This window comes from Variovorax sp. VRV01 (genome assembly GCF_014852545.1).
GTDB lineage: Bacteria > Pseudomonadota > Gammaproteobacteria > Burkholderiales > Burkholderiaceae_C > Variovorax > Variovorax beijingensis_A.
The window spans coordinates 171,621-194,807 of record NZ_JACVBS010000007.1 but is presented as its reverse complement, the minus strand read 5'-3'; the positions used below and the strand labels follow the sequence as shown (position 1 = coordinate 194,807).

Genomic DNA, 23,187 nt, shown 5'->3' with positions numbered 1-23,187 from the left:
AGAAGTCATGGCGAATTCCACCATCTGGTGGCTGATAGCGGGGGCCGCCATCGTGCTGGAGTTGCTTTCCGGCACGGTCTACCTGTTGCTGCTGGCCACCGGCTTCGCGGCGGCGGCCATTGCGGCGCACCTGGGCGCCGGCACCGTCGCCCAACTGGTCGTGGCGGCGGTGGTCGGCGTGGGGGCCGTCCTGGTCTGGTATGCGGTCCAGCGCCGGCGCCCGGCCGCTGCGCCCACGGCGTCGAACCGCGATGTCAATCTCGACATCGGCGAGATCATCCACGTCGAGGCATGGAACCCGGACGGCACCGCCATCGTTCGCTACCGCGGCGCCCAGTGGACCGTGATTCCGCGCGCGGGCCAGGCCCCGACCACCGGCGAGCACCGCGTGGTCGAGGTGATCGGCAGCCGCCTCGTGGTCGACAAGACCTGATCCGAACAGAACAGAACAGAACCCTAGAGGAGAAAACCATGGAATTTTCGGTACCCATCATCATCCTGGTCATTGCGATCATCTTCATCAGCCAGTCGGTCAAGTTCGTGCCGCAGCAGAACGCCTGGGTGCGCGAGCGCCTGGGCAAGTACCACGGCACCATGACGCCCGGGCCCAACTTCCTGATCCCCTTCATCGACCGCGTCGCCTACAAGCACAGCCTGAAGGAAATCCCGCTCGACGTGCCGAGCCAGATCTGCATCACGCGCGACAACACCCAGCTGCAGGTCGACGGCATCCTGTACTTCCAGGTGACCGACCCGATGCGCGCGAGCTACGGCTCGTCGAACTACATCGTCGCCGTGACGCAGCTGGCGCAGACCTCGCTGCGCAGCGTGATCGGCAAGCTCGAACTCGACAAGACCTTCGAGGAGCGTGACGTCATCAATGCGCAGGTGGTCGCGGCCATCGACGAGGCTGCGCTCAATTGGGGCGTGAAGGTGCTGCGCTACGAGATCAAGGACCTGACGCCGCCCAAGGAAATCCTGCTGGCCATGCAGGCGCAGATCACCGCCGAGCGCGGCAAGCGCGCGCTCATCGCGGCCTCCGAAGGCCGCCGCCAGGAGCAGATCAACATCGCCACCGGCGAGCGCGAGGCCTTCATCGCCCGCTCCGAGGGCGAGAAGCAGGCCCAGATCAACAACGCCCAGGGCGAGGCCGCCGCCATCACGGCCGTGGCCACCGCCACGGCCGACGCCATCGAACGCGTGGCGGCCGCCATCCGCCAGCCCGGCGGCGAACAGGCCGTGCAGCTCAAGGTGGCCGAGCGCGCCGTCGACGCCTATGGCAAGGTCGCGGCCGATTCCAAGACCACGCTGATCGTGCCGAGCAACATGACCGAAACCGCGGCGCTCATCGCTTCCGCGATGCGCATGGTGCAGGCCGGCAAGCCGCAAAATCCTACCTGAGCGACTGCTACAATCGAGGGCTCAGGAGCGGTGGATGAGCGGTTTAAGTCGCACGCCTGGAAAGCGTGTGAGGGTTAATAGCCCTCCGCGGGTTCGAATCCCGCCTGCTCCGCCAAACTATGGCCCCGGTAGCTGCCCAGCTGCCGGGGCTTTTTGTTTGCCGGCCGCTCGCGGGGTGTGGAGGCGTTGGGCCGGCACAACGACGGAATCAACGGGGTTGTCTGGCGGTACCATCCAAAGGTTCTACTTTCAAGCCTGCAAAAGGAGGAGCCTCGATGGCTGGACAGTCCCCCACCGCGCCGCGCGGCAAGACGTCGCTCGACAAGACGCTCAAGAAGAGCGAAGAAGTGGCTGCCGATGTGCAGCGCGCCTCGGACAATCTCGCGGTCGTGAACACGGTGCTCGAACAGGAGTTGCCGGACGAGGTGCAGGTTGGCGAAGTGGCACAGGCCATCGAGCAGACCGGGCAGCTGGAAGCGAAGCTCGCCAAGTCGGCCGAGAAGCTGGCCGAGGTCAACGCGGCATTGAGCGAGGAAATCGAGAAGCGCCTCGAAGTGACCGCCGAGCGCGATGAAAGCCAGGCACTGGCCGAAGAGCTCAAGGCAAGGATCCGTTCCGACAACAAGCACTGAGCGCAGCGCCGCGCCAGAACGCGCTGTCCGTCTCCCTTCTCCTACGCTGCGGCCGCGTCCGGCACGCTACGCTATTGGTTCTCAGAACGAAACCACGGCATGGCCCTCATCACGTTCCTCGTCGAGGACAACAAGACCATCAGGGACAATCTGGTCCCGGCCCTCGAAGATTTGGTCAATGGCCAGGTCGTCGGCTTTGCCGAAACCGAAACGGACGCGCTCGCCTGGCTCGCCCTTCATCCCCACGACTGGCAACTGCTCATCGTCGACCTGTTCCTGAAGGAAGGCTCCGGCCTGGGCGTGCTCTCGGGCTGCAAGGTGCGCGGTCCGGGCCAGCGCGTCGTGGTGCTGAGCAACTACGTCACCGCCGACATCCGCGCCCGCTGCGAAGCGCTGGGTGCCGATGCAGTATTCGACAAGTCGCGCGATCTCGACGCCTTCATCGAATACTGCAACACCGACCGGCCCTCGGGGTTCGCAACGCTGGCCTGAAAAGCGCCGCCGGCAGGCACAAAAAAAGGGCCCGAAGGCCCTTTTTTTTTGCCCGCCTGGATCAGCGAACCACGGCGATCTGCGTACGCACGCCACCCTTGTAGGTGAAGAGCGTCAGCGCGCCGTTCTTGATGTCGCCCTTTTCGTCGAAGGCGATCGGGCCGGTCACGCCCTTGTATTGCACCTTGCCGACTTCGGGCAGGTACTTTTCAGGATCGGCAGAACCGGCCTTGACCATGGCTTCGGCCAGCACGTTGACCGCGTCGTAGACGTACGGTGCGTAGATCTGGACTTCCACGCCGTTCTTGGCCTTGAACCTGGCCTTGAAGTCTTCCAGCGGCTGCTTGAAGTCGCCGTCCACACCGCCGGCTTCGGCGCAAACCACCATCTCTTCGCCGATCGCATCGCCAGCCAGCTTCGGCAGTTCGCCGGTGCACAGGCCGTCGCCGCCCATGAACTTGACGTTCAGGCCGAGCTGCTTGACCTGCTTGAGCATCGGGCCGCCCACGGCGTCCATGCCGCCGAAGAACAGCACGTCGGGCTTGGCAGCCTTGAGCTTGGTCAGGATGGCGTTGAAGTCGGTCGACTTGTCGGTGGTGAATTCGTGGCCGACGATGGTCCCGCCGGCAGCCTTGGCCGCCTTCTCGAACTCTTCGGCAACGCCCTGGCCGTAGGCCGTGCGGTCGTCGATCACGGCAATGTTCTTGCCCTTGAGCGTTTCGACGGCGTACTTGCCCAGCGTACCGCCGAGTTGCGTGTCGTCGGCCACCACGCGGAACGTGGTCTTGAAGCCTTGGCGCGTGTACTTGGGGTTGGTTGCCGACGGCGAGACCTGCGGAATGCCAGCGTCGCTGTAGAGCTTGGAAGCGGGAATGGTCGTGCCCGAATTCAGGTGGCCGACGATGCCGTTGACCTTGCTGTCGACCAGCTTCTGGGCCACTGCGGTGCCTTGCTTTGGATCGCCGGCGTCGTCTTCTGCCAGCAGTTCGAACTTGGCAACCTTGTCGCCGATCTTGAGGCCCTTGGCATTGAGGTCTTCGATGGCCATCTTGGCGCCGAACTCGTTGTCCTTGCCAAGGTGGGCAATGGCGCCGCTGGTGGGGCCGACGTGGCCGATCTTGACGATCAATGCGTCTGCCGGAGGCGCTGCAGGTGCGGGGGCCGCTGCCGTGGGCGCCGGAGCGGCGGGAGCAGCAGCTTCTTCTTTCTTGCCGCAAGCCACAAGCGTGAGAGCAGCCAGTGCGACCGCAGTCCATTTCAATTGCATGAGAACCTCCAGAACATTGATGAATAAACCAAAAACCGGTCGTGTGATCCGGGCGCGAAGACCTCGCAAGTTTCGCGCCGCAGACCAGCGGCACCCTCCCGCCCATCGACCTGGCGCGCAGTTTAGCTGAAGCTTTATGCGCCGGAAGCTGGCGTAGACCCTGTGTTTTCAGAGAGCTCGGCGGCCATGGCCTCGATCACCAAGGCGCGCAGCACGGCCTCGATTTCCTCGCGTAGCCGAGGCACCATCGCATCGAGTTGCTGCTGCACGGCGGCAGAGACCGTGTCGCTCAGGCGCTCTTCCAGGGACAGGTCGACGCGCTGCAGGACGCGGTGCAGAAGCTGCTCCTCGAGCCGGACGATTTCGGCCTCGGAGCGCTGCTCGGCCGGAGGCAATGCCACGGCCTCGGCGGGGTCGACCGCTGGTGGCGGCGGCGCGCTGGCGGGCTTGGCCGCCTCGGCGGCGCCCAGGGGCTCGGCCGGCAGGTCGAGCACCGTGGTCAGCGTGGGGACGAACCGGGGCGGCGTGCGCAGCGTGCTGGCCATCAGGAAGCGCTCCTTGCAAAGTCGTGCGGCTGGATCGAATAGCCCCGGTCGGCATAGTGGCGCCAGCGCGAGCGGCCGATCTGCCGATCGTCGGCCTCGTTGCTCACGATGTCGACCAGGCGCTCGAAGCGCTCGAAGCCGACGGGCACCGTGGGCCCGAGATTGACCAGCATCTCGCGGTGCGCGAGGCCCGCGGCATCCGTGCCCTCGGCGCAAAGAATGACCGGCGAGCGCGCCACCAGGTGGGGCTGCGCATCGCCGCGGCAATGCGCGATGAAGTCGCAGGGCGAGAGCTGCCAGAGCGCCGCATCGACCGCTTCCAGCACCTGCGGCTCGCCCACCACGACCACCCGCAAGCCGCGCACGCTCACAGCCTTGCGCACCAGCCGACAGGCGTAGTTCGCCTTGTCCGGCAGATTGAAGTGAAAGCCGATTTCCGTCACTGCGCGGACCGGGCCTTGCGCACCGCCTTCTTGGGCGATGCGGCCGGGGCCGCGCCGCTGCGCGCGCGTTCCATCAGATAGGCGACCAGCAGCCCCACGGGCCGACCGGTCGAGCCCTTGGCCGCCCCGCTCTTCCAGGCCGTGCCCGCGATGTCCAGGTGGGCCCAGGCGAAGTCGCCGGCAAAGCGCTGCAGGAACTTGGCCGCGGTGATCGCGCCGCCGGCACGGCCGGCCACGTTGGCGACATCGGCGAAGTTGCTCTTCAGGCCCTCGGCATATTCGTCGTCCAGCGGCAACCGCCAGCAGCGGTCCTGCGACTGCTCGCCGGCTGACTGGAGCGCCTCGGCCAGCGAATCGTCGGTGGTGAACAGGCCGCTGCGCACGCCGCCCAGCGCCACCACGCAGGCGCCGGTGAGCGTGGCGATGTCGATCACGGCCGCGGGCTCGAAGCGCTTGGCATAGGTGAGCGCATCGCACAGGATGAGCCGACCCTCGGCGTCCGTATTGAGCACTTCGATGGTCTGGCCGCTCATGCTGGTCACCACGTCGCCGGGCTTGATCGCGCGGCCGTCGTTCATGTTCTCGCAGGAGGGCACGAGGCCCACCACGTTGATGGCCGGCTGGATTTCTCCGAGCGCGCGGAAGGTGCCGAGCACGCTGGCCGCGCCGCACATGTCGAACTTCATCTCGTCCATTTCGGCCGCCGGCTTGAGCGAGACGCCGCCGGTGTCGAAGGTGATGCCCTTGCCGACCAGCACCACGGGCGCCTGGTCCTTGGGTCCGCCCTGGTAGCGCAGCACGATGAAGCGCAGCGGCTCGGCCGAGCCCTGCGCCACGGCCTCGAACGAGCCCATGCCGAGCTTGTGCACTTCCTTGGGGCCCAGCACCTCGCACTTGACGCGGGGCAGCTTGCCGAGTTCCTTGGCCGCCTCGGCCAGCAAGGTGGGCGTGCAGTAATTGCCAGGCCGGTTGCCCCACTCCTTGGCGAGCTCGACGCCGGACACCGTGGCACGGGCTTCGCCGAAGGCCTTGTCGACCGCCGCCGCGTCGGCCACGCCGAGCGTCAGGTGGCGGATGCTGCGGCCTCCTTCGCCGTTGGAGGCTTTCGACTTGGTGGTGGTGTAGACGTAGCTGGCGTCGGCTGCGGCCGCGACGGCGCACGCCACGGCCGCGCCGTCGGCATCTTGCGCGAACACCAGGACCAACCGCTTGGGCCCGTAGGCCTTGGCTGCATTGACCGCCGCGATGACGCCGCTGCGCACCGAGGCGGGCTTGCCGTCGCCAATGGCGGCCAGCACCACGCGCGAGGCCACCACTTCGTCGGGATGGTAGAGCGCGAGCAGCTTGCCGGCCTTGTCGGGCAGGTCGCCGGCCTTGCGGGCGCTGGCAATCAGCGCGGACAGGGGGTCCTTGGCCGTGAGGGGGGCGCTGCCGACGAGCACGATCAGCACGTCGGTTTTTTCGGCCGCGGCGCGGGCGACGGTGAGGGTCTTGAGCTGAAAGTCCATAATCCTTTTTTTCCTCGAACGATGTTATTCCATTCTTCCCTACGCAAGGAGCTGTCGCGCAGCTTCGGAGCGACCCTCGTGGTCCTGGTCACCATCGTGATGACCATGATGCTCATCCGCACGCTCGGGCTCGCCTCCAAGGGCAGCGTGAACCCGTCCGAAGTGTTCCTGGTGATGACGTACACAGTGCTCGGCTACATGCCGACCATCCTGAGCCTGAGCCTGTTCATCGCCATTGTCGGCACCTTGTCGCGCATGTACCGCGACAGCGAGATGGTGATCTGGTTTTCCAGCGGACGGGGCCTGGCCGATTTCGTCGAGCCGCTGTTCCGTTTTGCCTGGCCGGTTCTGGTGCTGATCGCGGTGATGGCATTGCTGGGCTGGCCCTGGGCCAATTCGCAGACCATCGGCATGCGGGCGCAATATGAAGGGCGCAGCGACATCGAGCGGGTCACGCCGGGCGAATTCCGCGAATCGTCCGGGCGCATGCGGGTCTTCTTCATCGACAAGGACACGCCGGATGGCGCCACGGCCACCAACGTGTTCATCTGGGCGGTCGAGCGCGGCCTGCAGATCACGACCTCGGCGCGCAGCGGACGCATCGAGAACGTCGGCAACAACCGCTTCCTGATGCTGAGCAACGGGCAGCGGCTCGAGCGGCCTCTGCTGCCCACCGCGGGGCTCAAGATCAGCGAATTCGAGACCTACGGCACCCGGGCCGGCAGCACCTCCGACTTCTCCGCGGACAACACGCCCGCGCGCGCCAAGCCCACGCTTCAGCTGCTGCGCGAGCCCGGCGACGCCAGCCGCGGCGAACTGGCCTGGCGCATCGGCATGCTGCTGGCGGCCATCAATTTCGTGCTGCTGGCGCTGACGGTGTCGAGCGTCAACCCGCGCGTGGGGCGAAGCGGCAACCTGCTGTTCGCGCTGTTCGCCTTCGTCGTCTACTACAACATGCTCAACCTGGGCCAGAGCTGGATCAGTTCCGGGCGCTTCGGCATGGGCTCGTTCATGCTGCTGCTGCACGGCGGCGTCCTGCTGATCGGCGTTGCATGGCTGCTCCTGCGCAACAACAACTGGGGCCGCAGGCGCAGGACCGAGCACGTCATGGCCGGTGGCCTGCCGCCTTCGCCACCCTCGAAAATCGACCCGACCTCGTGAAAACAATCCGACGCCTGATCTATGTCGAGGCACTGAAGGCCGTGGCTTTCGTGACCCTCGGCTTCCTGAGCCTGTTTTTCTTCTTCGACTTCGTCGACGAGCTGCAGTCGATCGGCCGACCCGAAAGCCTTGCCTACGGCCCCGCGCAGGCACTGATCTACGTGACCCTGCTGATTCCGAGCCACCTCTACGAACTGCTCCCGATCACGGTGCTGATCGGCTGCATCTTCGTGATGGCGCGCCTTGCGCAAAGCTCGGAATACACCATCCTTCGCACCAGCGGCCTGGGGCCCTGGCGCGCCCTGCGCACCCTGCTGCTGCTGGGCGTGGGCTTCGTCTTTCTGACCTTTGCCATCGGCGACTACATCGCACCGGCGTCCGAGCGCACCGGCCAGCTGCTCAAGTCCCGCTACCAGGGCTCCTACTCGCTGGTCGGCAACACGGGCGCCTGGCTCAAGGAAAAGCGCGAGAACGTGTCCTATGCGGTCAACGTGCTGTCCATCGCCCGCGACGGCTCGCTCAAGAATGCGCGCATCTTCGAGTTCGATGCCAACGGCTATGTGCGCAAGCAGCTCGTCGCGTCATCGGCGCACATCTTCGACGACCACTGGCAACTGTCGGACGTCGAACTGCAGGACTACGAGACGCGCGCCTCCGCGGAAAAGGCCCGCATCGTGACCACCAAGGTGCCGCAGCTCGACTGGCCGACCACGCTGACCAGCGAAATGGTGTCGGTGGCGCTGCTGCGGCCCGACCGCATGGGCACCATCGACCTGTTCGACTACATCCGGCACCTGGAGGCCAACGGCCAGACCGCGCAGCGCTACGAGATCCAGTTCTGGCGCAAGGTCTTCTACCCGCTCTCATGCCTGGTGATGGTGGTGCTCGCCCTGCCCTTCGCCTACCTGCACTTCCGCCAGGCCGGCATCACCACCTACGTGTTCGGCGGCGTGATGATCGGCATCAGCTTCTTCCTGCTGAACAACGTGTTCGGCTACCTCGGCAACCTGAGCAACTGGTCGCCATGGCTGACGGCGGCGGCGCCCGGACTCATCTATTCGGTGATGTCGCTTGCCGCCTTCAGCTGGCTGGTGCTCCGAAGGTAGCGAAGATGGCAACGGGGAACGCAAGAGGCATCGTGCTGCTGGCGCATGGTTCGCGCGACGAGCGCTGGCGCGAACCCATCGAGGCGGTGGCAGCGCGCGTCACGGCGCTCGATCCGCAGGCCCGCGTGGTCTGCGCCTACATGGAGCTTGCGGCGCCCGACCTGCGCACGGCCGCCGCGGCCCTGATTGCCAGTGGCGCCAAGGCGCTTCGGGTGGTTCCGCTCTTCCTCGGCATGGGCAAGCATGCCCGCGAAGACCTGCCGCTGCAGGTGGATGCGCTGCGCCAGGCCTGGCCGCACGTCGACTTCCAACTGGCCGGCATCGTTGGCGAAGAGCCCGAACTGGTCGATTTGCTGGCCAGAATTGCAAGCAAATCTTGAACTTGCAGCCATTTCCATAGACTCCGAAGGCATAATGAATTCCGCAATAAGACGGAATTTGATATGAATCTGCACCAGTTCAAGTTTGTTCAGGAAGCCGTGCGGCGCAACCTGAACCTGACGGAGGCGGCGAAGGCGCTGCACACCTCGCAGCCGGGCGTGTCCAAGGCGATCATCGAACTCGAGGAAGAGCTTGGCGTCGAGATCTTCGCGCGCCATGGCAAGCGCCTGAAGCGGGTCACCGAGCCGGGCCAGCACGTCATCGCGAGCATCGAATTGATCATGCGCGAAGTCGGCAACCTCAAGCGCATCGGCGAGCAGTTCAGTGCGCAGGACAGCGGCACCCTCTCGATCGCCACCACCCACACACAGGCGCGCTACGTGCTCCCGGTGCCGGTGGCCAGGCTGCGCGAGGCTTACCCCAAGGTCAACGTGAGCCTGCACCAGGGTTCGCCCGACCAGGTCGCGCGCATGGTGATCGACGAGATCGCCGAGGTGGGCATCGCCACCGAATCGCTCTCGGATTACACCGAGCTCGTGACCCTGCCCTGCTACGAATGGCAGCACGTGCTGGTGCTGCCCAAGGACCATCCGCTTGCGGCCAAGGAGCGCATCTCGCTCGAAGACCTGGCGCACGAACCCATCATCACCTACCACCCGTCGTTCACCGGCCGCACGCGCATCGACCATGCCTTTGCGCAGAAGAAGCTCACGCCGCGCATCGCGCTCGAGGCGATCGACTCCGACGTGATCAAGACCTACGTGCGCCTGGGCCTCGGCGTGGGCATCGTGGCCGAGATGGCGGTCCGCGACGAATCGAACGCCGATCTCGTGGTGCGCCCGATGGGCCACGTGTTCGGCCAGAACATCGCGCGCGTGGCCTTCAAGCGCAGCGCCTACCTGCGCAACTTCGTCTTCAAGTTTGCCGAGCTGCTGTCCGACCGGCTCGACCGCAACCTGATTGCCAAGGCCCTGAGCGGCCACCAGCAAGACTACGAACTTTGATCCAGATCCCGATTCCGAATCCGATTCCGAGCACCACCATGAGCGCCCTTCCTTCCTCCCCCCGCACCCCGGAGATCGCAACCAAGCTGCCGGCCGTGGGCACCACCATCTTCACTGTGATGTCCGCGCTCGCGGCAGAGAAGAACGCGGTGAACCTCGGCCAGGGCTTTCCCGATTTCAACTGCGACCCGAAACTGCTCGAAGACGTCACGGCCGCCATGGCCGCGGGCCACAACCAGTACCCGCCTATGCCCGGCATCCCGGCATTGCGCGAAGCCATCGCCGACAAGATCTCCGCGCTCTATGGCCACGCCTACAGCGCCGCCGACGAGATCACCGTCACCGCCGGTGCAACACAGGCCATCATCACCGCCATCCTTGCGGTGGTGCGCGCAGGCGACGAGGTGATCGTTCTGGAGCCCTGCTACGACAGCTACGTGCCCAACATCGAGCTCGCCGGCGGCCGCGTGGTGCGCGTGCCGCTCGTGCCCGGCACTTTCCGCCCCGACTTCGACAAGATCGCCGCGGCACTCACGCCGCGCACGCGGGCGATCATCGTCAACACGCCGCACAACCCGAGCGCCACGGTCTGGACCGCCGCCGAAATGCGCAAGCTCGAGGAACTGCTCGCGCCGACCGACGTGCTCGTGATTGCCGACGAGGTCTACGAGCACATGGTCTACGACGGTGCACAGCATGAAAGCGTGGCGCGCTTCCCGGGCCTGGCGGCGCGCAGCTTCATCGTGAGCAGCTTCGGCAAGACCTACCACGTCACCGGCTGGAAGGTCGGCTACGTGGCTGCGCCCGCGCCGCTGATGGCCGAATTCCGCAAGGTGCACCAGTTCAACGTGTTCACCGTCAACACGCCGATGCAGCATGCGCTTGCGCAGTACATGGCCGAGCCAAAGCCGTACCTCGAACTGCCCGCGTTCTACCAGCGCAAGCGCGACCTGTTCGCCGCCGGCCTGGCCCGGAAGACCCGCTTCAAGCTGCTGCGCAGCGAGGGCAGCTATTTCCAGTGCGTCGACATCTCGGCGGTGAGCGAGCTGTCCGAAGCCGAGTTCTGCCTGTGGCTCACGCGCGAGATCGGCGTGGCGGCGATTCCGCTGTCGGCGTTCTACGGCAATGGTTTCGACCAGCGCGTGGTCCGCTTCTGCTTCGCCAAGAAGGACGAGACGCTGATTGCGGCGCTGGATCGGCTCGCACGGCTTTGAACGGGCTCGCACGGCTTGAATGCCGACGACACCGGTAGGAAAGCCCTGACCACCGAAGAAGCGGCTATCCGGCGTGCCGCGGGTCTCCTGACATCGAGCATGGATCTCGTAACAACAAGGCCCTGGAGAAACGCATGTCCCTCTCGTTCATTCTGCTGATCGTTCTGATATTGCTTCTGATCGGTGCGCTGCCGAGCTGGGGCTACAGCCGGAGCTGGGGCTACTGGCCCAGCGGCGGGCTGGGCCTGGTCCTGCTGATCATCATCATCCTGGTGCTGATGGGCCGCATATGACGCTGCCCGACAGTTCCGGCACCTGAAGGAAGCCCGCGCGAAGCGGGCTTCTTTTTTTTGTCGCCCGCCGATCCCGATCAGGCCTGCAGCTGGGCCCAGGCCTTGTCCAGCCGCTTGACGCTGACCGGCTGCGGCGTGCGCAGCTCCTGCGCGAAGAAGCTCACGCGAAGCTCCTCGAGCAGCCAGCGGAATTCAAGCATGCGTTCGTCCACGACGCCCTTGCGCTCGGCCACCAGCCGCCAATAGCGCTGCTCCTGCGGCCGCAGTTCGGCCAGCTTGGCGGTGTCGCGCGCCGGGTCGCTGCGCAGCTTGTCGAGCCGCAGCACGATGGCCTTGAGATAGCGCGCGAAATGCTGCAGCTGCGTCCAGGGCGCGTCGGCAATGAAGCGCTTGCCGACCAGGCGCTGCAGCTGCTGCGCGGCGTCCTGCACGGACTCGGGCTGGATCTTCGTGTCCTTGATCTTGCGCGCGGCGGCCGCGTACTCGGCCAGGATGGCCGAAGCCAGCCGCGCCACCTCGTTGGCGATCAGCGTGAGCCGGCCGCGGCCCTCCTCGAAGCGGCGCTTGAAGGCGAACTCGTCGGTCGGCAGCGGCTCCTGCAGAAAGGCCCGGTCGATCGCCACGTCGATGATCTGCGTGCGCAGTTCCTCCGAGGTACCCAGCGGCATGTAGGCCACGGCCATCTTCTGCAGGTCGGGGATGTTCTTCTCGAGGTATTTGAGCGCATCCTTCAGCTGCAGTGCGAACAGCCGGCGCAGCCCGGCGCGGTGCTTCGCGGCGGCTACGGCCGGCTCGTCGAACACCTCGATGGTGACGGCATCGCCTTCGTCGCGCAGCGCCGGAAATCCGATCAGCGACTGCGATCCGCGGCGCACTTCCATCAGCTCGGGCAGTTCGCCGAAGCTCCAGCTCGTGTAGCGCTGGCCTGCGGGCAGGCTCGGCGCGGCGGCATTACCCTTTGCCGGCGTGCGCCCTTCGGCTTCTGCGGGCTTGCGGTCCGCCGATGCCTTGACGTTGAGGCCCGCCAGCGCCTGGAAAGCACCGCGCGCCTGCGCCCCCAGCTCCGCCTTGAGCGCTCCCAGGTTGCGCCCCATGCCCAGCTGGCGCCCGTGTTCGTCCACGATGCGCAGGTTCATGAACAGATGCGGCGGCAGCATGTCGAGCTTGAAGTCGGCACGCTTGACGTCGATGCTCGTTGCGTCGCGCACGCGTTTGAGCAGCACGTCGGTCAGCGAGCCATGGCCGAACACCTCGGGCGCCGAAAGCTCTTCCGTGAGCTTTGCCGCAGACTCGGGCAGCGGCACCAGCCGCGAGCGCGGCCGCTGCGGCAGGCTCTTGAGCAGTGCCTGGATCTTGTCCTTGAGCATGCCCGTCACCAGCCATTCGCAGCGTTCTTCGCTCACCTGGTTGAGAACGAAGAGCGGCACGCTGACCGTGAGGCCGTCCTTCGCGTCGCCCGGCTCGTGCAGGTAGCTGGCCGCGCAGTCGACGCCGCCCAGCCGCAGCGTGGGCGGAAAGGACTGCGTGGTGATGCCCGCCGCCTGGTGGCGCATCAGCTCCTCGCGCGTCAGGAAGAGCAGGCGCGGCTGCTCCCTCGACGCATGGCGGTACCAGTTCTCGAACGTGATGCCGCTTGCCACGTCGGCGGGCAACTGCGCGTCGTAGAAGGCGAAGATCAGTTCGTCGTCCACCAGCACGTCCTGCCGGCGCGCCTTGTGCTCCAGCCCTTCGACCTCGCGCACCAGCTTGCGATTCGCTGCGAGGAACGGGAACTTGCTTTCCCACTGCCCGCCGACCAGCGCTTCGCGGATGAAGATCTCGCGCGCCGCCACCGGGTCCACCTTGGTGAAATCGACGCGGCGGCCGCTGTACACCACGAGGCCGTAAAGCGTTGCGCGCTCCAGCGCCGAAACCTGCGCGCCCTTCTTCTCCCAGTGCGGGTCGAGCAGCTGCTTCTTCAGCAGATGGCCGGCCACCTGTTCGAGCCACTGCGGCTCGATGTTGGCGATGCCGCGGCCGAAGAGCCGCGTGGTCTCGACCAGTTCGGCCGCGACGATCCAGCGGCCCGGCTTCTTCTTCAGGTGCGCGCCCGGATGCTTGTAGAACTTGATGCCGCGCGCACCCAGGTACGCCTCGTCGTCTTCCAGCTTCCAGCCGACGTTGCCGAGCAGGCCCGCGAGCATCGACAGGTGCAATGGCTCGTAGCCGGCCGGCTCGGCATTGATGCGCCACTTGTGCTCGGTCACGACCGTGAGCAGCTGCGAATGGATGTCGCGCCATTCGCGCACGCGGCGGATGTTGATGAAGTTCTGGCGCAACAGCTGCTCGTACTGGCGGTTGCTGAGCTTGTGAGTGTCTCCATGGCCGCCGCGTGCATCGGCGATCCATTTCCACAGCCGCAGGTAGCCGCTGAACTCGCTCTTCTCGTCGTCGAATTTGGAGTGCGCCTGGTCGGCCTGCTGCTGCGCGTCCATCGGGCGGTCGCGCACGTCCTGCACGCTGAGCGCCGAGGCAATGATCAGCACCTCTTCGAGCGCACCGCGTGTGCGGGCTTCAAGAATCATCCGGCCCACGCGCGGATCGAGCGGCAGCCTGGCCAGTTCGGTGCCCGTGGCGGTGAGCTCGTTGGCGTCGTCGACCGCACCGAGTTCGTTCAGCAGCTGGTAGCCGTCGGCGATCGCACGCGGCGACGGCGCCTCGAGAAACGGAAAGCGCGCCACGTCGCCCAGGCGCAGCGACTTCATGCGCAGGATCACGCCCGCGAGCGAGGAGCGCAGGATTTCCGGATCGGTGAAGCGCGGGCGGCCCGCAAAGTCCTTCTCGTCGTACAGGCGGATGCAAATGCCGTTCGCCACGCGGCCGCAGCGGCCTGCGCGCTGGTTGGCCGCGGCCTGGCTGATCGGCTCGACCAGCAGTTGCTCTACCTTGCTGCGGAAGCTGTAGCGCTTCACGCGTGCCGTGCCGGTGTCGATCACGTAGCGGATGCCCGGCACCGTGAGCGAGGTTTCCGCCACGTTGGTGGCCAGCACGATGCGCCGGCCGGTGTGGCTGTCGAAGATGCGGTCCTGCTCGGGGCCCGACAGCCGCGCGAACAGCGGCAGCACCTCGGCATTGCGAAACAGCGGCTGGTGGCTCAGATGGCGGCGCAGGTGGTCGGCCGCCTCGCGGATCTCGCGCTCGCCGGGCAGAAAGACCAGGATGTCGCCGGCATTGTGCGGATCGCGCCAGAGCTCGTCGACGCCATCGGCAATGGCGTCGTTCAAATCGTGCTCGCGCGACTCCTCGAAGGGACGGTAGCGCTGCTCGACCGGGAAGGTGCGGCCCGACACCATGATGGTCGGCGCTGGCCCTTTCGCCGAGGCAAAGTGCTGCGCGAAGCGCTCGGCGTCGATGGTGGCCGAGGTCACGATCACCTTCAGGTCGGGCCGGCGCGGGAGAATCTCGCGCAGGTAACCGAGCAGGAAGTCGATGTTGAGCGAGCGCTCGTGGGCCTCGTCGATGATCAGCGTGTCGTAGGCCTTGAGCAGCGGATCGGTTTGCGTCTCGGCCAGCAAAATGCCGTCGGTCATGAGCTTGACCGAGGCGTCGCGGCTCAGCCGGTCCTGGAAGCGCACCTTGAAGCCGACCACGTCGCCCAGCGGCGTCTTCAGTTCTTCGGCAATGCGCTTGGCCACCGAGCTGGCGGCAATGCGCCGCGGCTGCGTATGGCCGATGAGCCGGCCCTGGCCCGGCGGCGCATTGAGCTTGCCGCGGCCGAGCGCCAGCGCGATCTTCGGCAATTGGGTGGTCTTGCCCGAGCCCGTTTCGCCGCAGACGATCACCACCTGGTGCGCCGCAATGGCGGCCATGATTTCATCGCGCCGGCCGGAGACGGGAAGCGATTCGGGAAAGTCGATGCGCAAGGGGGCGGAAGGTGTCGTGGTCGTCAAGGGAAGGCTGTTCGGGAAGGCACTGCAGGCAAACCGCACATTATCGGCGCGCGCCGCCGCTGTTGCACGCCTCCCACAATGCGCGGCCATTGCGCCACCCGCATAGTAAATAGTCTTTACTCCGACGGCCCCGCCCGCTAGGATTGCGCCCATGACCTCCTTCCTCGCCCCCCTCACTTTGCGCAACCGCCGCGCAAGCCATGCCCCGGTGCATGGCGGGGTCGGGTTGCCGCGTCCGGCCTGAAGAAGAAGCCCGCGCGTCCGTCGCACCGGACGCCTGCTCGCTTCCAGGACCGAAGCGCAGCAACCGACCTCCCGCAGCGTCCGCCATTTGCTGCCTCCTCGCCGCGAGGGAGCGGCGGCTTCTTCATTTCAGTTTTGTTTTTCTCAAGAATTCCATGTCCAACGACATTCATTCAGGCCTGCATGCAGCGCTGTCCGAGCGGACGCGCCATCTGCAGGCGGTGGCCCAGGCGCTCAAGACCGAGCTCTTCGGCATCGACGACATCATCGATCGCGTGATCGATTCGCTGCGCGCCTGGTACGTGCTGCCACAACTTATCAGCCGGCCGGTCATCGTGTGCCTCTGGGGCCTCACAGGCACCGGCAAGACGCAGCTGGTGCGCCGGCTCGCGCAGCACCTGGGCTTCTACGACCGCTTCATCGAGGTACAGATGGACGGCTTCAGCCACGGCTCGGGCTACGGCAGCCGGGGTTCGATCTCGGCCATGCTGGCCGAGTCGGGCATCGACGAAGGCACGCCGGGCATCCTGGTGCTCGACGAGTTCCAGCGCTTTCGCACGCTCGACGGCAACGGCCACGACGCCAAGGTCGAGCGCTACCAGGACGTCTGGGCGCTGCTGTCCGACGGCCGGCTGCCGCCGGCGCTGTCGATGCTCGGCGAGATCGAGTCCTCGCTCGCCCAGGCCGAATACGAGCAGGACCGCGACGGCCCGGCCGACAAGAAGAAGGCGAAGAAGCGAAAGCTGCACCTCGCGCCCTGGGAGGCGCAGGAAGTCAAGCGCTGCCTCAAGCTGCCCGACACGCTGCTGCAGATCATGGCCTGGAAGCCGGCCGAGGTGCACGCACGGCTGCGCGCCTTCCGCGACTCGCAGCAAAGCTGGGAAACCGACTACAGCAAGCTGCTGGTGTTCGTCTCGGGCAACCTCGACGAGATGTACGCAGAGACCGCGCGCCGCGTGGAGGACTGCGACACCGACGCCGACATCTTCCATGCACTGACGAAGAAGCTCTCGCTGATCGACGTCAAGAAGGCGCTGGCCGAGCGCTTCAAGCCCGAGCAGATTGCGCGGCTGGGCAACAACCACGTCATCTATCCCTCGTTCAGCCGGGCCACCTATGTGCAGCTGATCCTGTCGATCTGCGACCGCTATGTGGAAGACATCCGCCAGAGCTCGGGCGTGCGCTTCATGCTCGAGTCGAGCGTGTACGAGCAGATCTATGCCAACGCGGTCTTTCCGGCGCAGGGCACGCGCCCGCTGTTCTCGTCGATCCATGCGATCCTGAGCGCGACGCTCGTCAACGCCGCGCTCTGGGCGCTGGAGCAAGGCGCGGGCGGCGGCGAGCCGGTGTGGCTGTCGCTGGAAGCGGCGGCGGACAGGTCCTACATCGTGGCGCGGTATCGAAAGGGCAAGGCGCAGCGCCGCTTCCCGGTCACGCTCGAACTCAACCAGCTCAAGAAGCGCTCGAACGAGGACTTCCGCGCGCTGCTCGCGGTGCACGAGGCGGGCCACGGCGTGGCCTACGGCCTGCTCTTCGGCCGCGCGCCGCAGGAGATCAAGATCAACGTCGCGTCCTTCGAAGGCGGCTACAACAGCTACGAGCAGCGCAAGGCCTGGTCCCGCCAGAACCTGCGCGACCGCATCTGCGTGAGCCTGGCGGGCCGCGCGGCCGAGCAGATGGTGTTCGGTGCGCAGGCCTGCACCTCGGGCGCCTCGCAGGACTTTCGCCAGGCCACCGCCTACGCCGCGCAGTACGTGCGCCATTTCGCCTTCGGCACGCGGCTGAGCCGCACCGATGTGGCCAACGACGCCGAGGACAACCTCAACACCGACCTGGAAGCCACCAACCCGGAAATCGAGGCGCTGCTGGCGCAGGAGCATGCGCGTGCGCTGGCGCTGCTCGAGGCGCACACGCCGGCCTTCATGGCGGCGGTGGACGCCCTGGTGCGCGAAGGCTCGGTGGCACCGGCGCAGCTGGCCGAAATGCTCGACCTGCCGGCCGATGCGGGTGATTCGACCGACGCCTATGCCGCGCTGCTGGCCACTTTCAGGGCCCGCAGGACGGACGGCCCGGTGCCGCCCGAGCCCGGCGCCGGCCCTGGCGCGGCCACTCGCGCCGCCCGCCTGCTGCGTGCGATGGCCTGAGCTGCACCAAGCGCCTTCCAAGAATGCACAATCACGCTCCATGTCCACCGTTTTCAACTTCACCTTCGTGCCCTGGTTCCGCTCGGTCGCGCCCTACATCCACACGCACCGCGGCAAGACCTTCGTGGTCGCGCTGGCGGGCGAGGCGATCGCGGCGGGCAAGCTGCAGAACATTGCACAGGACCTGGCGCTGATCCAGAGCATGGGCGTCAAGATCGTGCTGGTGCACGGCTTCCGCCCGCAGGTCAACGAGCAGCTCGCGGCCAAGGGGCACGAGGCGCGCTATTCGCACGGCATCCGCATCACCGACGAGGTGGCGCTCGACTCGGCCCAGGAAGCCGCCGGCCAGCTGCGCTACGAGATCGAGGCCGCTTTCAGCCAGGGCCTGCCGAACACGCCGATGGCCGGATCGACGGTGCGCGTGATCTCGGGCAACTTCATCACCGCGCGCCCCGTGGGCGTGGTCGACGGCGTGGACTTCAAGCATTCGGGCCTGGTGCGCAAGGTCGACGCTGTGGGCATCCGCCGCACGCTCGACTTCGGCGCCATGGTGCTGATCTCGCCCTTCGGCTTCTCGCCCACCGGCGAGGCCTTCAACCTGACGATGGAAGAAGTCGCCACCAGCGTGGCCATCTCCATCCAGGCCGACAAGCTGATCTTCCTGACCGAGATCCCGGGCATCCGCATCGACAGCGAACTGCCGGAAAGCGAAGACAACCCCATCGACACCGAGCTGCCGCTCGCCGCGGCCGAGAAGCTGCTGGCATCGCTGCCGCCGCCGCAGAAGCCCACCGACACCGCCTTCTACCTGCAGCACTGCGTGAAGGCCTGCAAGGGCGGCGTGGAGCGCAACCACATCCTGCCCTTTGCGCTGGACGGCTCGCTGCTGCTGGAGGTGTACGTGCACGACGGCGTCGGCACCATGGTGATCGACGAGAAGCTCGAAAGCCTGCGCGAAGCCACGGTCGACGACATCGGCGGCATCCTGCAGCTGATCGAGCCCTTCGAGCGCGACGGCACGCTGGTCAAGCGCGACCGCACCGAGATCGAGCGCGACGTGGGCCACTACACGGTCATCGAGCACGACGGTGTGATCTTCGGCTGCGCGGCGCTCTACCCCTATCCCGAAGCCAAGACCGCCGAAATGGCCGCGCTCACCGTCTCGCCGCAGTCGCAGTCGCAGGGCGACGGGGAACGTATCCTCAAGCGCATCGAGCACCGCGCCAAGGCGATGGGCCTGGAAAGCATCTTCGTGCTCACCACCCGCACCATGCACTGGTTCCTCAAGCGCGGCTTCCAGCAGGTCAACCCCGACTGGCTGCCCGAAGCCCGCAAGCGCAAGTACAACTGGGACCGCAAGAGCCAGGTGCTGGTCAAGAAGATCTGAACCCGGAAGAAGGAAGCCCGCCAGGAAGCCCGCCGCCATGACGCTCGCCACCGCCCTGCTGTTCGCCCTCGTCGCCTTCACCGCCATCGCCACGCCCGGCCCCACGGTGCTGCTGGCGCTGAGCAACGGCTCCCGCCACGGCGTGCGCCGGGCGTTGCCGGGCATGCTCGGCGCGGTGCTGTCCGACTTCGTGCTGGTCGGCGCCGTGGCGCTTGGCCTTGGTGCGCTGCTCGCGGCCTCGGAATTCTGGTTCTCGATGCTCAAGTGGGTGGGCGCCGCCTACCTGGCCTGGCTCGGGTTGCGCATGCTGCGCTCCAAGGGAGGCTTCAAGCTGCCGGATGCGGACTCTGCCGCTTCGGTCACGGCGGGCGAGAGCCGGCGCATCTTCTTCAAGTCCTTCCTGGTGGCGGTGACCAATCCCAAGGGCTACATCTTCTGCTCGGCGCTCCTGCCGCAGTTCATCGATCCGGCGGCCGCGCAGGCGCCGCAGTACCTGATCATTGCCTTGATCTTCGCCGGCCTCGACACGCTGGTGATGCTGGGCTATGCCTTCGTCGGCGCCCGCGCGATCCGGGTGCTGACGGCATCGGCCACGCGCTGGATCGACCGCGCCTGCGGCGGCATGCTGCTGGCGCTGGCGGGTTCGCTGGCCTTCTACCGGCGCAGCGCGGCCTGACGCCTGCTGGCCGTCATGGCTGTCAGTAGCCGCTTCGGCAGGAGCGATAACACCTGTCACCGATAATCCCGGGCATGAATCCCCTGCTTTCCCGGTTGCAACCCTATCCCTTCGAACGGCTGAAGCAACTGTTCGCGGGCGCTACGCCCAACCCCGAGTTCCCGGCCATCAGCCTGGGCATCGGCGAACCCAAGCACGCCACGCCGGGCTTCATCAAGGACGCCCTGAGCGCCGGCCTCGGTGCGCTGGCCGCCTACCCGGCGACCGCGGGCGACCTGGCTCTGCGCAGCGCCTTCACCGACTGGCTGAAAACCCGCTACAGCCTCACCCTCGACCCGGCCACACAGGTGCTGCCTGTCAATGGTTCGCGGGAAGCCCTGTTCTCGCTGGCGCAGACCGTGGTCGACCCCACCGCCTCGCCGCAGCCGGTGGTGATGTCGCCCAATCCGTTCTATCAGATCTACGAGGGCGCGGCCCTGCTTTCGGGCGCCGAGCCGTACTACGTGGCCAGCGTGCCGGCGCGCAATTTCGCGGTCGCCTGGGACAGCGTGCCCGAGGCCGTCTGGGCCCGCACGCAGCTGGTGTTCGTCTGCTCGCCGGGCAACCCGACGGGTGCGGTGATGTCGCTGGACGAATGGAAAAGACTCTTCGATCTGTCGGACCGCCACGGTTTCGTGATTGCCGCGGACGAGTGCTACAGCGAAATCTACTTCCGCGACGAGCCCCCGCTCAGCGGCCTCGAGGCCTCGGTGAAGCTCGGCCGGCCCGACTTCCGGAACCTGATTGCGCTGACCTCGCTGTCCAAGCGCAGCAACGTGCCCGGCCTGCGCAGCGGCTTCGTGGCGGGCGACGCGGCCATCATCAAGAAGTTCCTGCTCTATCGCACCTATCACGGCAGCGCCATGAGCGGCGCCGTGGCCGCAGCCAGCATCGCGGCCTGGGGCGACGAGTCCCATGTGGTGGACAACCGCGCCCAGTACCGCGCCAAGTTCGCGGCCGTCACGCCGCTGCTCGAAACCGTGCTCGACGTGCGCCTGCCCGATGCCAGCTTCTACCTCTGGGCCGGCATTCCCGAAGTGTGGGCTGGCGACGACGAAGCCTTCGCCCGCGCGCTCTACGCTCAATACAATGTGACGGTCCTGCCGGGGAGCTATCTGGCGCGAGAGACCGCCCACGGCGCCAACCCCGGCCGCGGCCGCATCCGCATGGCACTGGTCGCCGAAACAGCCGAATGCGTGGAGGCCGCCCAGCGCATCGTCCGCTTCTGCAAGGACGCCCGCCGCTGATCCGCTTTTCCGCCCGCACCCATTTTTCACACGAGACTTTCTCCATGACCCAGCAACTGCAACAAATCATCGACGCCGCGTGGGAAGACCGCGCCAACATCTCGTCCAGCGCCGCCACTGCCGAAGTGCGCGATGCCGTCGAGCACGTGATCTCCGAACTCAACAACGGCAAGCTGCGCGTCGCCACCCGCGAAGGCGTGGGCCAGTGGACCGTGCACCAGTGGATCAAGAAGGCCGTGCTGCTGTCGTTTCGCCTCAAGGACAACGAGCAGATGCAGGCCGGTTCGCTGGGCTTCTACGACAAGGTGCCCACCAAGTTCTCGCACCTGTCGGCCAACGAGCTGAAGGAATCGGGCGTTCGCATCGTGCCGCCGGCCGTGGCCCGCCGCGGCAGCTACATCGCCAAGGGCGCGATCCTGATGCCCTCTTACGTGAACATCGGCGCCTACGTGGGCGAAGGCACCATGGTCGACACCTGGGCCACCGTGGGTTCGTGCGCGCAGATCGGCGCCAATGTGCACCTGTCGGGCGGCGTCGGCATCGGCGGCGTGCTCGAGCCGCTGCAGGCCGGCCCCACCATCATCGAGGACAACTGCTTCATCGGCGCGCGCTCCGAAGTGGTCGAGGGCGTGGTGATCGAGGAAAACTCGGTGCTCGGCATGGGTGTGTACCTCGGCCAGAGCACCCCGATCTTCAACCGCGACACCGGAGAGACTTCCTTCGGCCGCGTGCCGGCCGGCAGCGTCGTCATCAGCGGCAACCTGCCCAAGAAGACCAAGTCGGGTCAGGACTACAGCACCTACGCGGCGATCATCGTCAAGACGGTCGATGCGCAAACGCGCTCCAAGACCAGCCTGAACGACCTGCTGCGCGACTGATCGAGAAAACAACAGCACCCGAGGAGAGAGACCGATGAACATGATGGAGCGGATTCTTCGTTTGATGGCCGAGCGCAAGGCCTCCGACATCTACCTCTCGGCGCACTCCCCGGTGCTGATCCGCCTCAACGGCACCTGCGTGCCGATCAACGCCCAGGTCCTGCCGGCGGCCGCGCCGCTCGCGCTGCTGGCCGAGGTGGTGCCCGAAGCCCGCATCCAGGAGCTGGAGCGAACAGGCGAACTCAACATGGCCGTGATGCTCGAGGGCGCCGGCAACTACCGCATCAGCGCCATGCGCCAGCGCGGCAGCTATGCGGTGGTGGTGCGGCACATCGCCTCGACCATCCCGAGCTTCGCCGACCTGAACCTGCCCGACATCCTCAAGACGCTCATCATGGAGAAGCGCGGCCTGATCCTGATGGTGGGCGCGACCGGCGCGGGCAAGACCACCACGCTGGCCTCGATGCTCGACTACCGCAACGAGCACGCCACGGGCCACATCCTCACGGTGGAAGAACCCATCGAGTTCACCTACACCAACAAGAAGTCGCTGGTGAACCAGCGCGATGTGGGCAGCGACACCGAGTCGCTGCAGGTCGCGCTCAAGAACGCGCTGCGCCAGGCGCCCGACGTGATCCAGATCGGCGAGATCCGCGACCGCGAAACCATGACGGCCGCCATCGCCTATGCGCAGTCGGGCCACCTGTGCGTGGCCACGCTGCATGCCAACAACAGCTACCGCGCGCTCAACCGCATCCTGAGCTTCTTCCCGGTCGAGGTGCGCCCCACGCTGCTGGGCGATCTGGGATCGGCGCTGCGCGCCATCGTGTCGCAGCGGCTGCTGCGCACGCCCACCGGCGGCCGCGTGCCGGCGCTCGAGGTCATGCTCAACACGGCCCTGGTGGCCGAGCTGATCGAAAAGGGCGACTTCTCCGCCGTCAAGGAAGCCATGGAGCAGTCGATGGCCGAAGGCTCGCAGACCTTCGAGGAAGACATTGCCCGGCTCATCACCGAAGAGCGCGTGACGCGCGAGGAAGGCCTGGCCCAGGCCGACTCGCCCACCAACCTGATGTGGCGGCTGCAGAACCGCGCCGCGCCCAAGCAGAAGACCGAAGACCGCAACCTGACGGACCAGGTCGACGAACCTACTTTCACCGACATCACGCTCGACGTGAAGTTCTGAACACAGCCTTCCCC

Annotated in this window: 21 protein-coding genes and 1 tRNA gene; 17 read left to right on the top strand and 5 right to left on the bottom strand. The window is 66.4% G+C overall.

Features of this window, described 5'->3' with window-relative positions; translation table 11 throughout:
* Positions 1 to 7: 7 nt before the first annotated feature.
* The 5 genes from IB278_RS14745 (at position 8) to IB278_RS14725 (ending at position 2,525) form a co-directional block, all read left to right on the top strand.
* Entirely contained in the window at positions 8 to 433 is a 426-nt protein-coding gene (locus tag IB278_RS14745; protein WP_145746679.1) for an NfeD family protein, read from the top strand.
* 38 nt (positions 434 to 471) lie between these two features.
* Positions 472 to 1,401: an SPFH domain-containing protein gene (locus tag IB278_RS14740; protein ID WP_145746678.1), complete on the top strand. Its 930-nt coding sequence runs from the start codon at positions 472 to 474 to the stop codon at positions 1,399 to 1,401.
* Between the two features lie 24 nt (positions 1,402 to 1,425).
* Positions 1,426 to 1,516: transfer RNA gene (locus IB278_RS14735), tRNA-Ser, on the top strand.
* Positions 1,517 to 1,676: 160 nt separating this feature from the next.
* Positions 1,677 to 2,033: a hypothetical protein gene (locus IB278_RS14730; RefSeq protein WP_145746677.1), complete on the top strand. Its 357-nt coding sequence runs from the start codon at positions 1,677 to 1,679 to the stop codon at positions 2,031 to 2,033.
* A gap of 99 nt (positions 2,034 to 2,132) precedes the next feature.
* Positions 2,133 to 2,525 carry a response regulator gene (locus IB278_RS14725; RefSeq protein ID WP_145746676.1) on the top strand — a complete coding sequence of 131 codons (393 nt, stop codon included), beginning with the start codon at positions 2,133 to 2,135 and terminating at the stop codon, positions 2,523 to 2,525.
* Between the two features lie 61 nt (positions 2,526 to 2,586).
* Here IB278_RS14725 and IB278_RS14720 read toward each other — a convergent pair whose 3' ends face one another.
* From IB278_RS14720 to IB278_RS14705, 4 genes are all read right to left on the bottom strand, one after another.
* Positions 2,587 to 3,792, bottom strand: a complete 1,206-nt coding sequence (locus IB278_RS14720; RefSeq protein WP_145746675.1) for a branched-chain amino acid ABC transporter substrate-binding protein — start codon at positions 3,790 to 3,792, stop codon at positions 2,587 to 2,589.
* Positions 3,793 to 3,926: 134 nt separating this feature from the next.
* Complete coding sequence (locus IB278_RS14715; RefSeq protein ID WP_145746674.1) at positions 3,927 to 4,337, bottom strand: hypothetical protein; 411 nt, start codon at positions 4,335 to 4,337, stop codon at positions 3,927 to 3,929.
* Positions 4,337 to 4,780 carry a DNA polymerase III subunit chi gene (locus IB278_RS14710; protein WP_145746673.1) on the bottom strand — a complete coding sequence of 148 codons (444 nt, stop codon included), beginning with the start codon at positions 4,778 to 4,780 and terminating at the stop codon, positions 4,337 to 4,339. The genes IB278_RS14715 and IB278_RS14710 overlap by 1 nt, the downstream gene beginning before the upstream one ends.
* On the bottom strand, positions 4,777 to 6,288 hold the full coding sequence (locus IB278_RS14705; protein ID WP_192323768.1) for a leucyl aminopeptidase: 1,512 nt from the start codon (positions 6,286 to 6,288) through the stop codon (positions 4,777 to 4,779). The genes IB278_RS14710 and IB278_RS14705 overlap by 4 nt, the downstream gene beginning before the upstream one ends.
* Positions 6,289 to 6,309: 21 nt before the next feature.
* Between IB278_RS14705 and lptF the strand changes: the two genes are divergently transcribed.
* The 6 genes from lptF (at position 6,310) to IB278_RS14675 (ending at position 11,447) form a co-directional block, all read left to right on the top strand.
* Positions 6,310 to 7,449 carry an LPS export ABC transporter permease LptF gene (lptF, locus tag IB278_RS14700; protein ID WP_145746671.1) on the top strand — a complete coding sequence of 380 codons (1,140 nt, stop codon included), beginning with the start codon at positions 6,310 to 6,312 and terminating at the stop codon, positions 7,447 to 7,449.
* Complete coding sequence (lptG, locus tag IB278_RS14695) at positions 7,446 to 8,555, top strand: LPS export ABC transporter permease LptG (protein WP_145746670.1); 1,110 nt, start codon at positions 7,446 to 7,448, stop codon at positions 8,553 to 8,555. The genes lptF and lptG overlap by 4 nt, the downstream gene beginning before the upstream one ends.
* 5 nt (positions 8,556 to 8,560) lie before the next feature.
* Positions 8,561 to 8,935: a sirohydrochlorin chelatase gene (locus IB278_RS14690; protein WP_192323766.1), complete on the top strand. Its 375-nt coding sequence runs from the start codon at positions 8,561 to 8,563 to the stop codon at positions 8,933 to 8,935.
* 63 nt (positions 8,936 to 8,998) lie between these two features.
* The gene (locus IB278_RS14685) at positions 8,999 to 9,940 is read left to right on the top strand and encodes a CysB family HTH-type transcriptional regulator (RefSeq protein ID WP_145746668.1); all 942 of its coding nucleotides are present in this window, start codon (positions 8,999 to 9,001) and stop codon (positions 9,938 to 9,940) included.
* Between the two features lie 38 nt (positions 9,941 to 9,978).
* On the top strand, positions 9,979 to 11,154 hold the full coding sequence (locus tag IB278_RS14680) for a pyridoxal phosphate-dependent aminotransferase (protein WP_145746667.1): 1,176 nt from the start codon (positions 9,979 to 9,981) through the stop codon (positions 11,152 to 11,154).
* Positions 11,155 to 11,288: 134 nt separating this feature from the next.
* Positions 11,289 to 11,447: a DUF3309 family protein gene (locus tag IB278_RS14675; RefSeq protein ID WP_124959571.1), complete on the top strand. Its 159-nt coding sequence runs from the start codon at positions 11,289 to 11,291 to the stop codon at positions 11,445 to 11,447.
* A gap of 77 nt (positions 11,448 to 11,524) precedes the next feature.
* Here IB278_RS14675 and hrpA read toward each other — a convergent pair whose 3' ends face one another.
* Positions 11,525 to 15,466, bottom strand: a complete 3,942-nt coding sequence (gene hrpA / locus IB278_RS14670; RefSeq protein ID WP_410000819.1) for an ATP-dependent RNA helicase HrpA — start codon at positions 15,464 to 15,466, stop codon at positions 11,525 to 11,527.
* Positions 15,467 to 15,774: 308 nt separating this feature from the next.
* Between hrpA and IB278_RS14665 the strand changes: the two genes are divergently transcribed.
* The 6 genes from IB278_RS14665 to IB278_RS14640 all read left to right on the top strand — a co-directional run bounded on the left by IB278_RS14665 (position 15,775) and on the right by IB278_RS14640 (position 23,173).
* On the top strand, positions 15,775 to 17,763 hold the full coding sequence (locus IB278_RS14665; RefSeq protein ID WP_192323764.1) for an AAA family ATPase: 1,989 nt from the start codon (positions 15,775 to 15,777) through the stop codon (positions 17,761 to 17,763).
* 40 nt (positions 17,764 to 17,803) lie between these two features.
* Positions 17,804 to 19,150 (top strand): amino-acid N-acetyltransferase, encoded by a 1,347-nt coding sequence (argA, locus tag IB278_RS14660; RefSeq protein ID WP_145746664.1) that lies wholly within the window; start codon positions 17,804 to 17,806, stop codon positions 19,148 to 19,150.
* 37 nt (positions 19,151 to 19,187) lie between these two features.
* Positions 19,188 to 19,826 carry a LysE family translocator gene (locus IB278_RS14655; protein ID WP_145746663.1) on the top strand — a complete coding sequence of 213 codons (639 nt, stop codon included), beginning with the start codon at positions 19,188 to 19,190 and terminating at the stop codon, positions 19,824 to 19,826.
* A gap of 74 nt (positions 19,827 to 19,900) precedes the next feature.
* Positions 19,901 to 21,112, top strand: coding sequence for a succinyldiaminopimelate transaminase (gene dapC, locus IB278_RS14650; protein WP_145746662.1), 1,212 nt, complete (start codon positions 19,901 to 19,903; stop codon positions 21,110 to 21,112).
* A 44-nt stretch (positions 21,113 to 21,156) separates the two neighbouring features.
* Complete coding sequence (gene dapD / locus IB278_RS14645; protein WP_145746661.1) at positions 21,157 to 21,990, top strand: 2,3,4,5-tetrahydropyridine-2,6-dicarboxylate N-succinyltransferase; 834 nt, start codon at positions 21,157 to 21,159, stop codon at positions 21,988 to 21,990.
* Between the two features lie 34 nt (positions 21,991 to 22,024).
* On the top strand, positions 22,025 to 23,173 hold the full coding sequence (locus IB278_RS14640; RefSeq protein ID WP_145746660.1) for a PilT/PilU family type 4a pilus ATPase: 1,149 nt from the start codon (positions 22,025 to 22,027) through the stop codon (positions 23,171 to 23,173).
* The last annotated feature ends 14 nt before the right edge of the window (positions 23,174 to 23,187 follow it).

Coding starts and splice junctions, on each gene's coding strand:
- IB278_RS14745 (WP_145746679.1), top strand. CDS start 8: ATGGCGAATTCCACCATCTGGTGGCTGATAGCGGGGGCCGCCATCGTG.
- IB278_RS14740 (WP_145746678.1), top strand. CDS start 472: ATGGAATTTTCGGTACCCATCATCATCCTGGTCATTGCGATCATCTTC.
- IB278_RS14730 (WP_145746677.1), top strand. CDS start 1,677: ATGGCTGGACAGTCCCCCACCGCGCCGCGCGGCAAGACGTCGCTCGAC.
- IB278_RS14725 (WP_145746676.1), top strand. CDS start 2,133: ATGGCCCTCATCACGTTCCTCGTCGAGGACAACAAGACCATCAGGGAC.
- IB278_RS14720 (WP_145746675.1), bottom strand. CDS start 3,792: ATGCAATTGAAATGGACTGCGGTCGCACTGGCTGCTCTCACGCTTGTG.
- IB278_RS14715 (WP_145746674.1), bottom strand. CDS start 4,337: ATGGCCAGCACGCTGCGCACGCCGCCCCGGTTCGTCCCCACGCTGACC.
- IB278_RS14705 (WP_192323768.1), bottom strand. CDS start 6,288: ATGGACTTTCAGCTCAAGACCCTCACCGTCGCCCGCGCCGCGGCCGAA.
- lptF (WP_145746671.1), top strand. CDS start 6,310: ATGTTATTCCATTCTTCCCTACGCAAGGAGCTGTCGCGCAGCTTCGGA.
- IB278_RS14690 (WP_192323766.1), top strand. CDS start 8,561: ATGGCAACGGGGAACGCAAGAGGCATCGTGCTGCTGGCGCATGGTTCG.
- IB278_RS14685 (WP_145746668.1), top strand. CDS start 8,999: ATGAATCTGCACCAGTTCAAGTTTGTTCAGGAAGCCGTGCGGCGCAAC.
- IB278_RS14680 (WP_145746667.1), top strand. CDS start 9,979: ATGAGCGCCCTTCCTTCCTCCCCCCGCACCCCGGAGATCGCAACCAAG.
- IB278_RS14675 (WP_124959571.1), top strand. CDS start 11,289: ATGTCCCTCTCGTTCATTCTGCTGATCGTTCTGATATTGCTTCTGATC.
- hrpA (WP_410000819.1), bottom strand. CDS start 15,466: ATGGCCGCGCATTGTGGGAGGCGTGCAACAGCGGCGGCGCGCGCCGAT.
- IB278_RS14665 (WP_192323764.1), top strand. CDS start 15,775: ATGTCCAACGACATTCATTCAGGCCTGCATGCAGCGCTGTCCGAGCGG.
- argA (WP_145746664.1), top strand. CDS start 17,804: ATGTCCACCGTTTTCAACTTCACCTTCGTGCCCTGGTTCCGCTCGGTC.
- IB278_RS14655 (WP_145746663.1), top strand. CDS start 19,188: ATGACGCTCGCCACCGCCCTGCTGTTCGCCCTCGTCGCCTTCACCGCC.
- dapC (WP_145746662.1), top strand. CDS start 19,901: ATGAATCCCCTGCTTTCCCGGTTGCAACCCTATCCCTTCGAACGGCTG.
- dapD (WP_145746661.1), top strand. CDS start 21,157: ATGACCCAGCAACTGCAACAAATCATCGACGCCGCGTGGGAAGACCGC.
- IB278_RS14640 (WP_145746660.1), top strand. CDS start 22,025: ATGAACATGATGGAGCGGATTCTTCGTTTGATGGCCGAGCGCAAGGCC.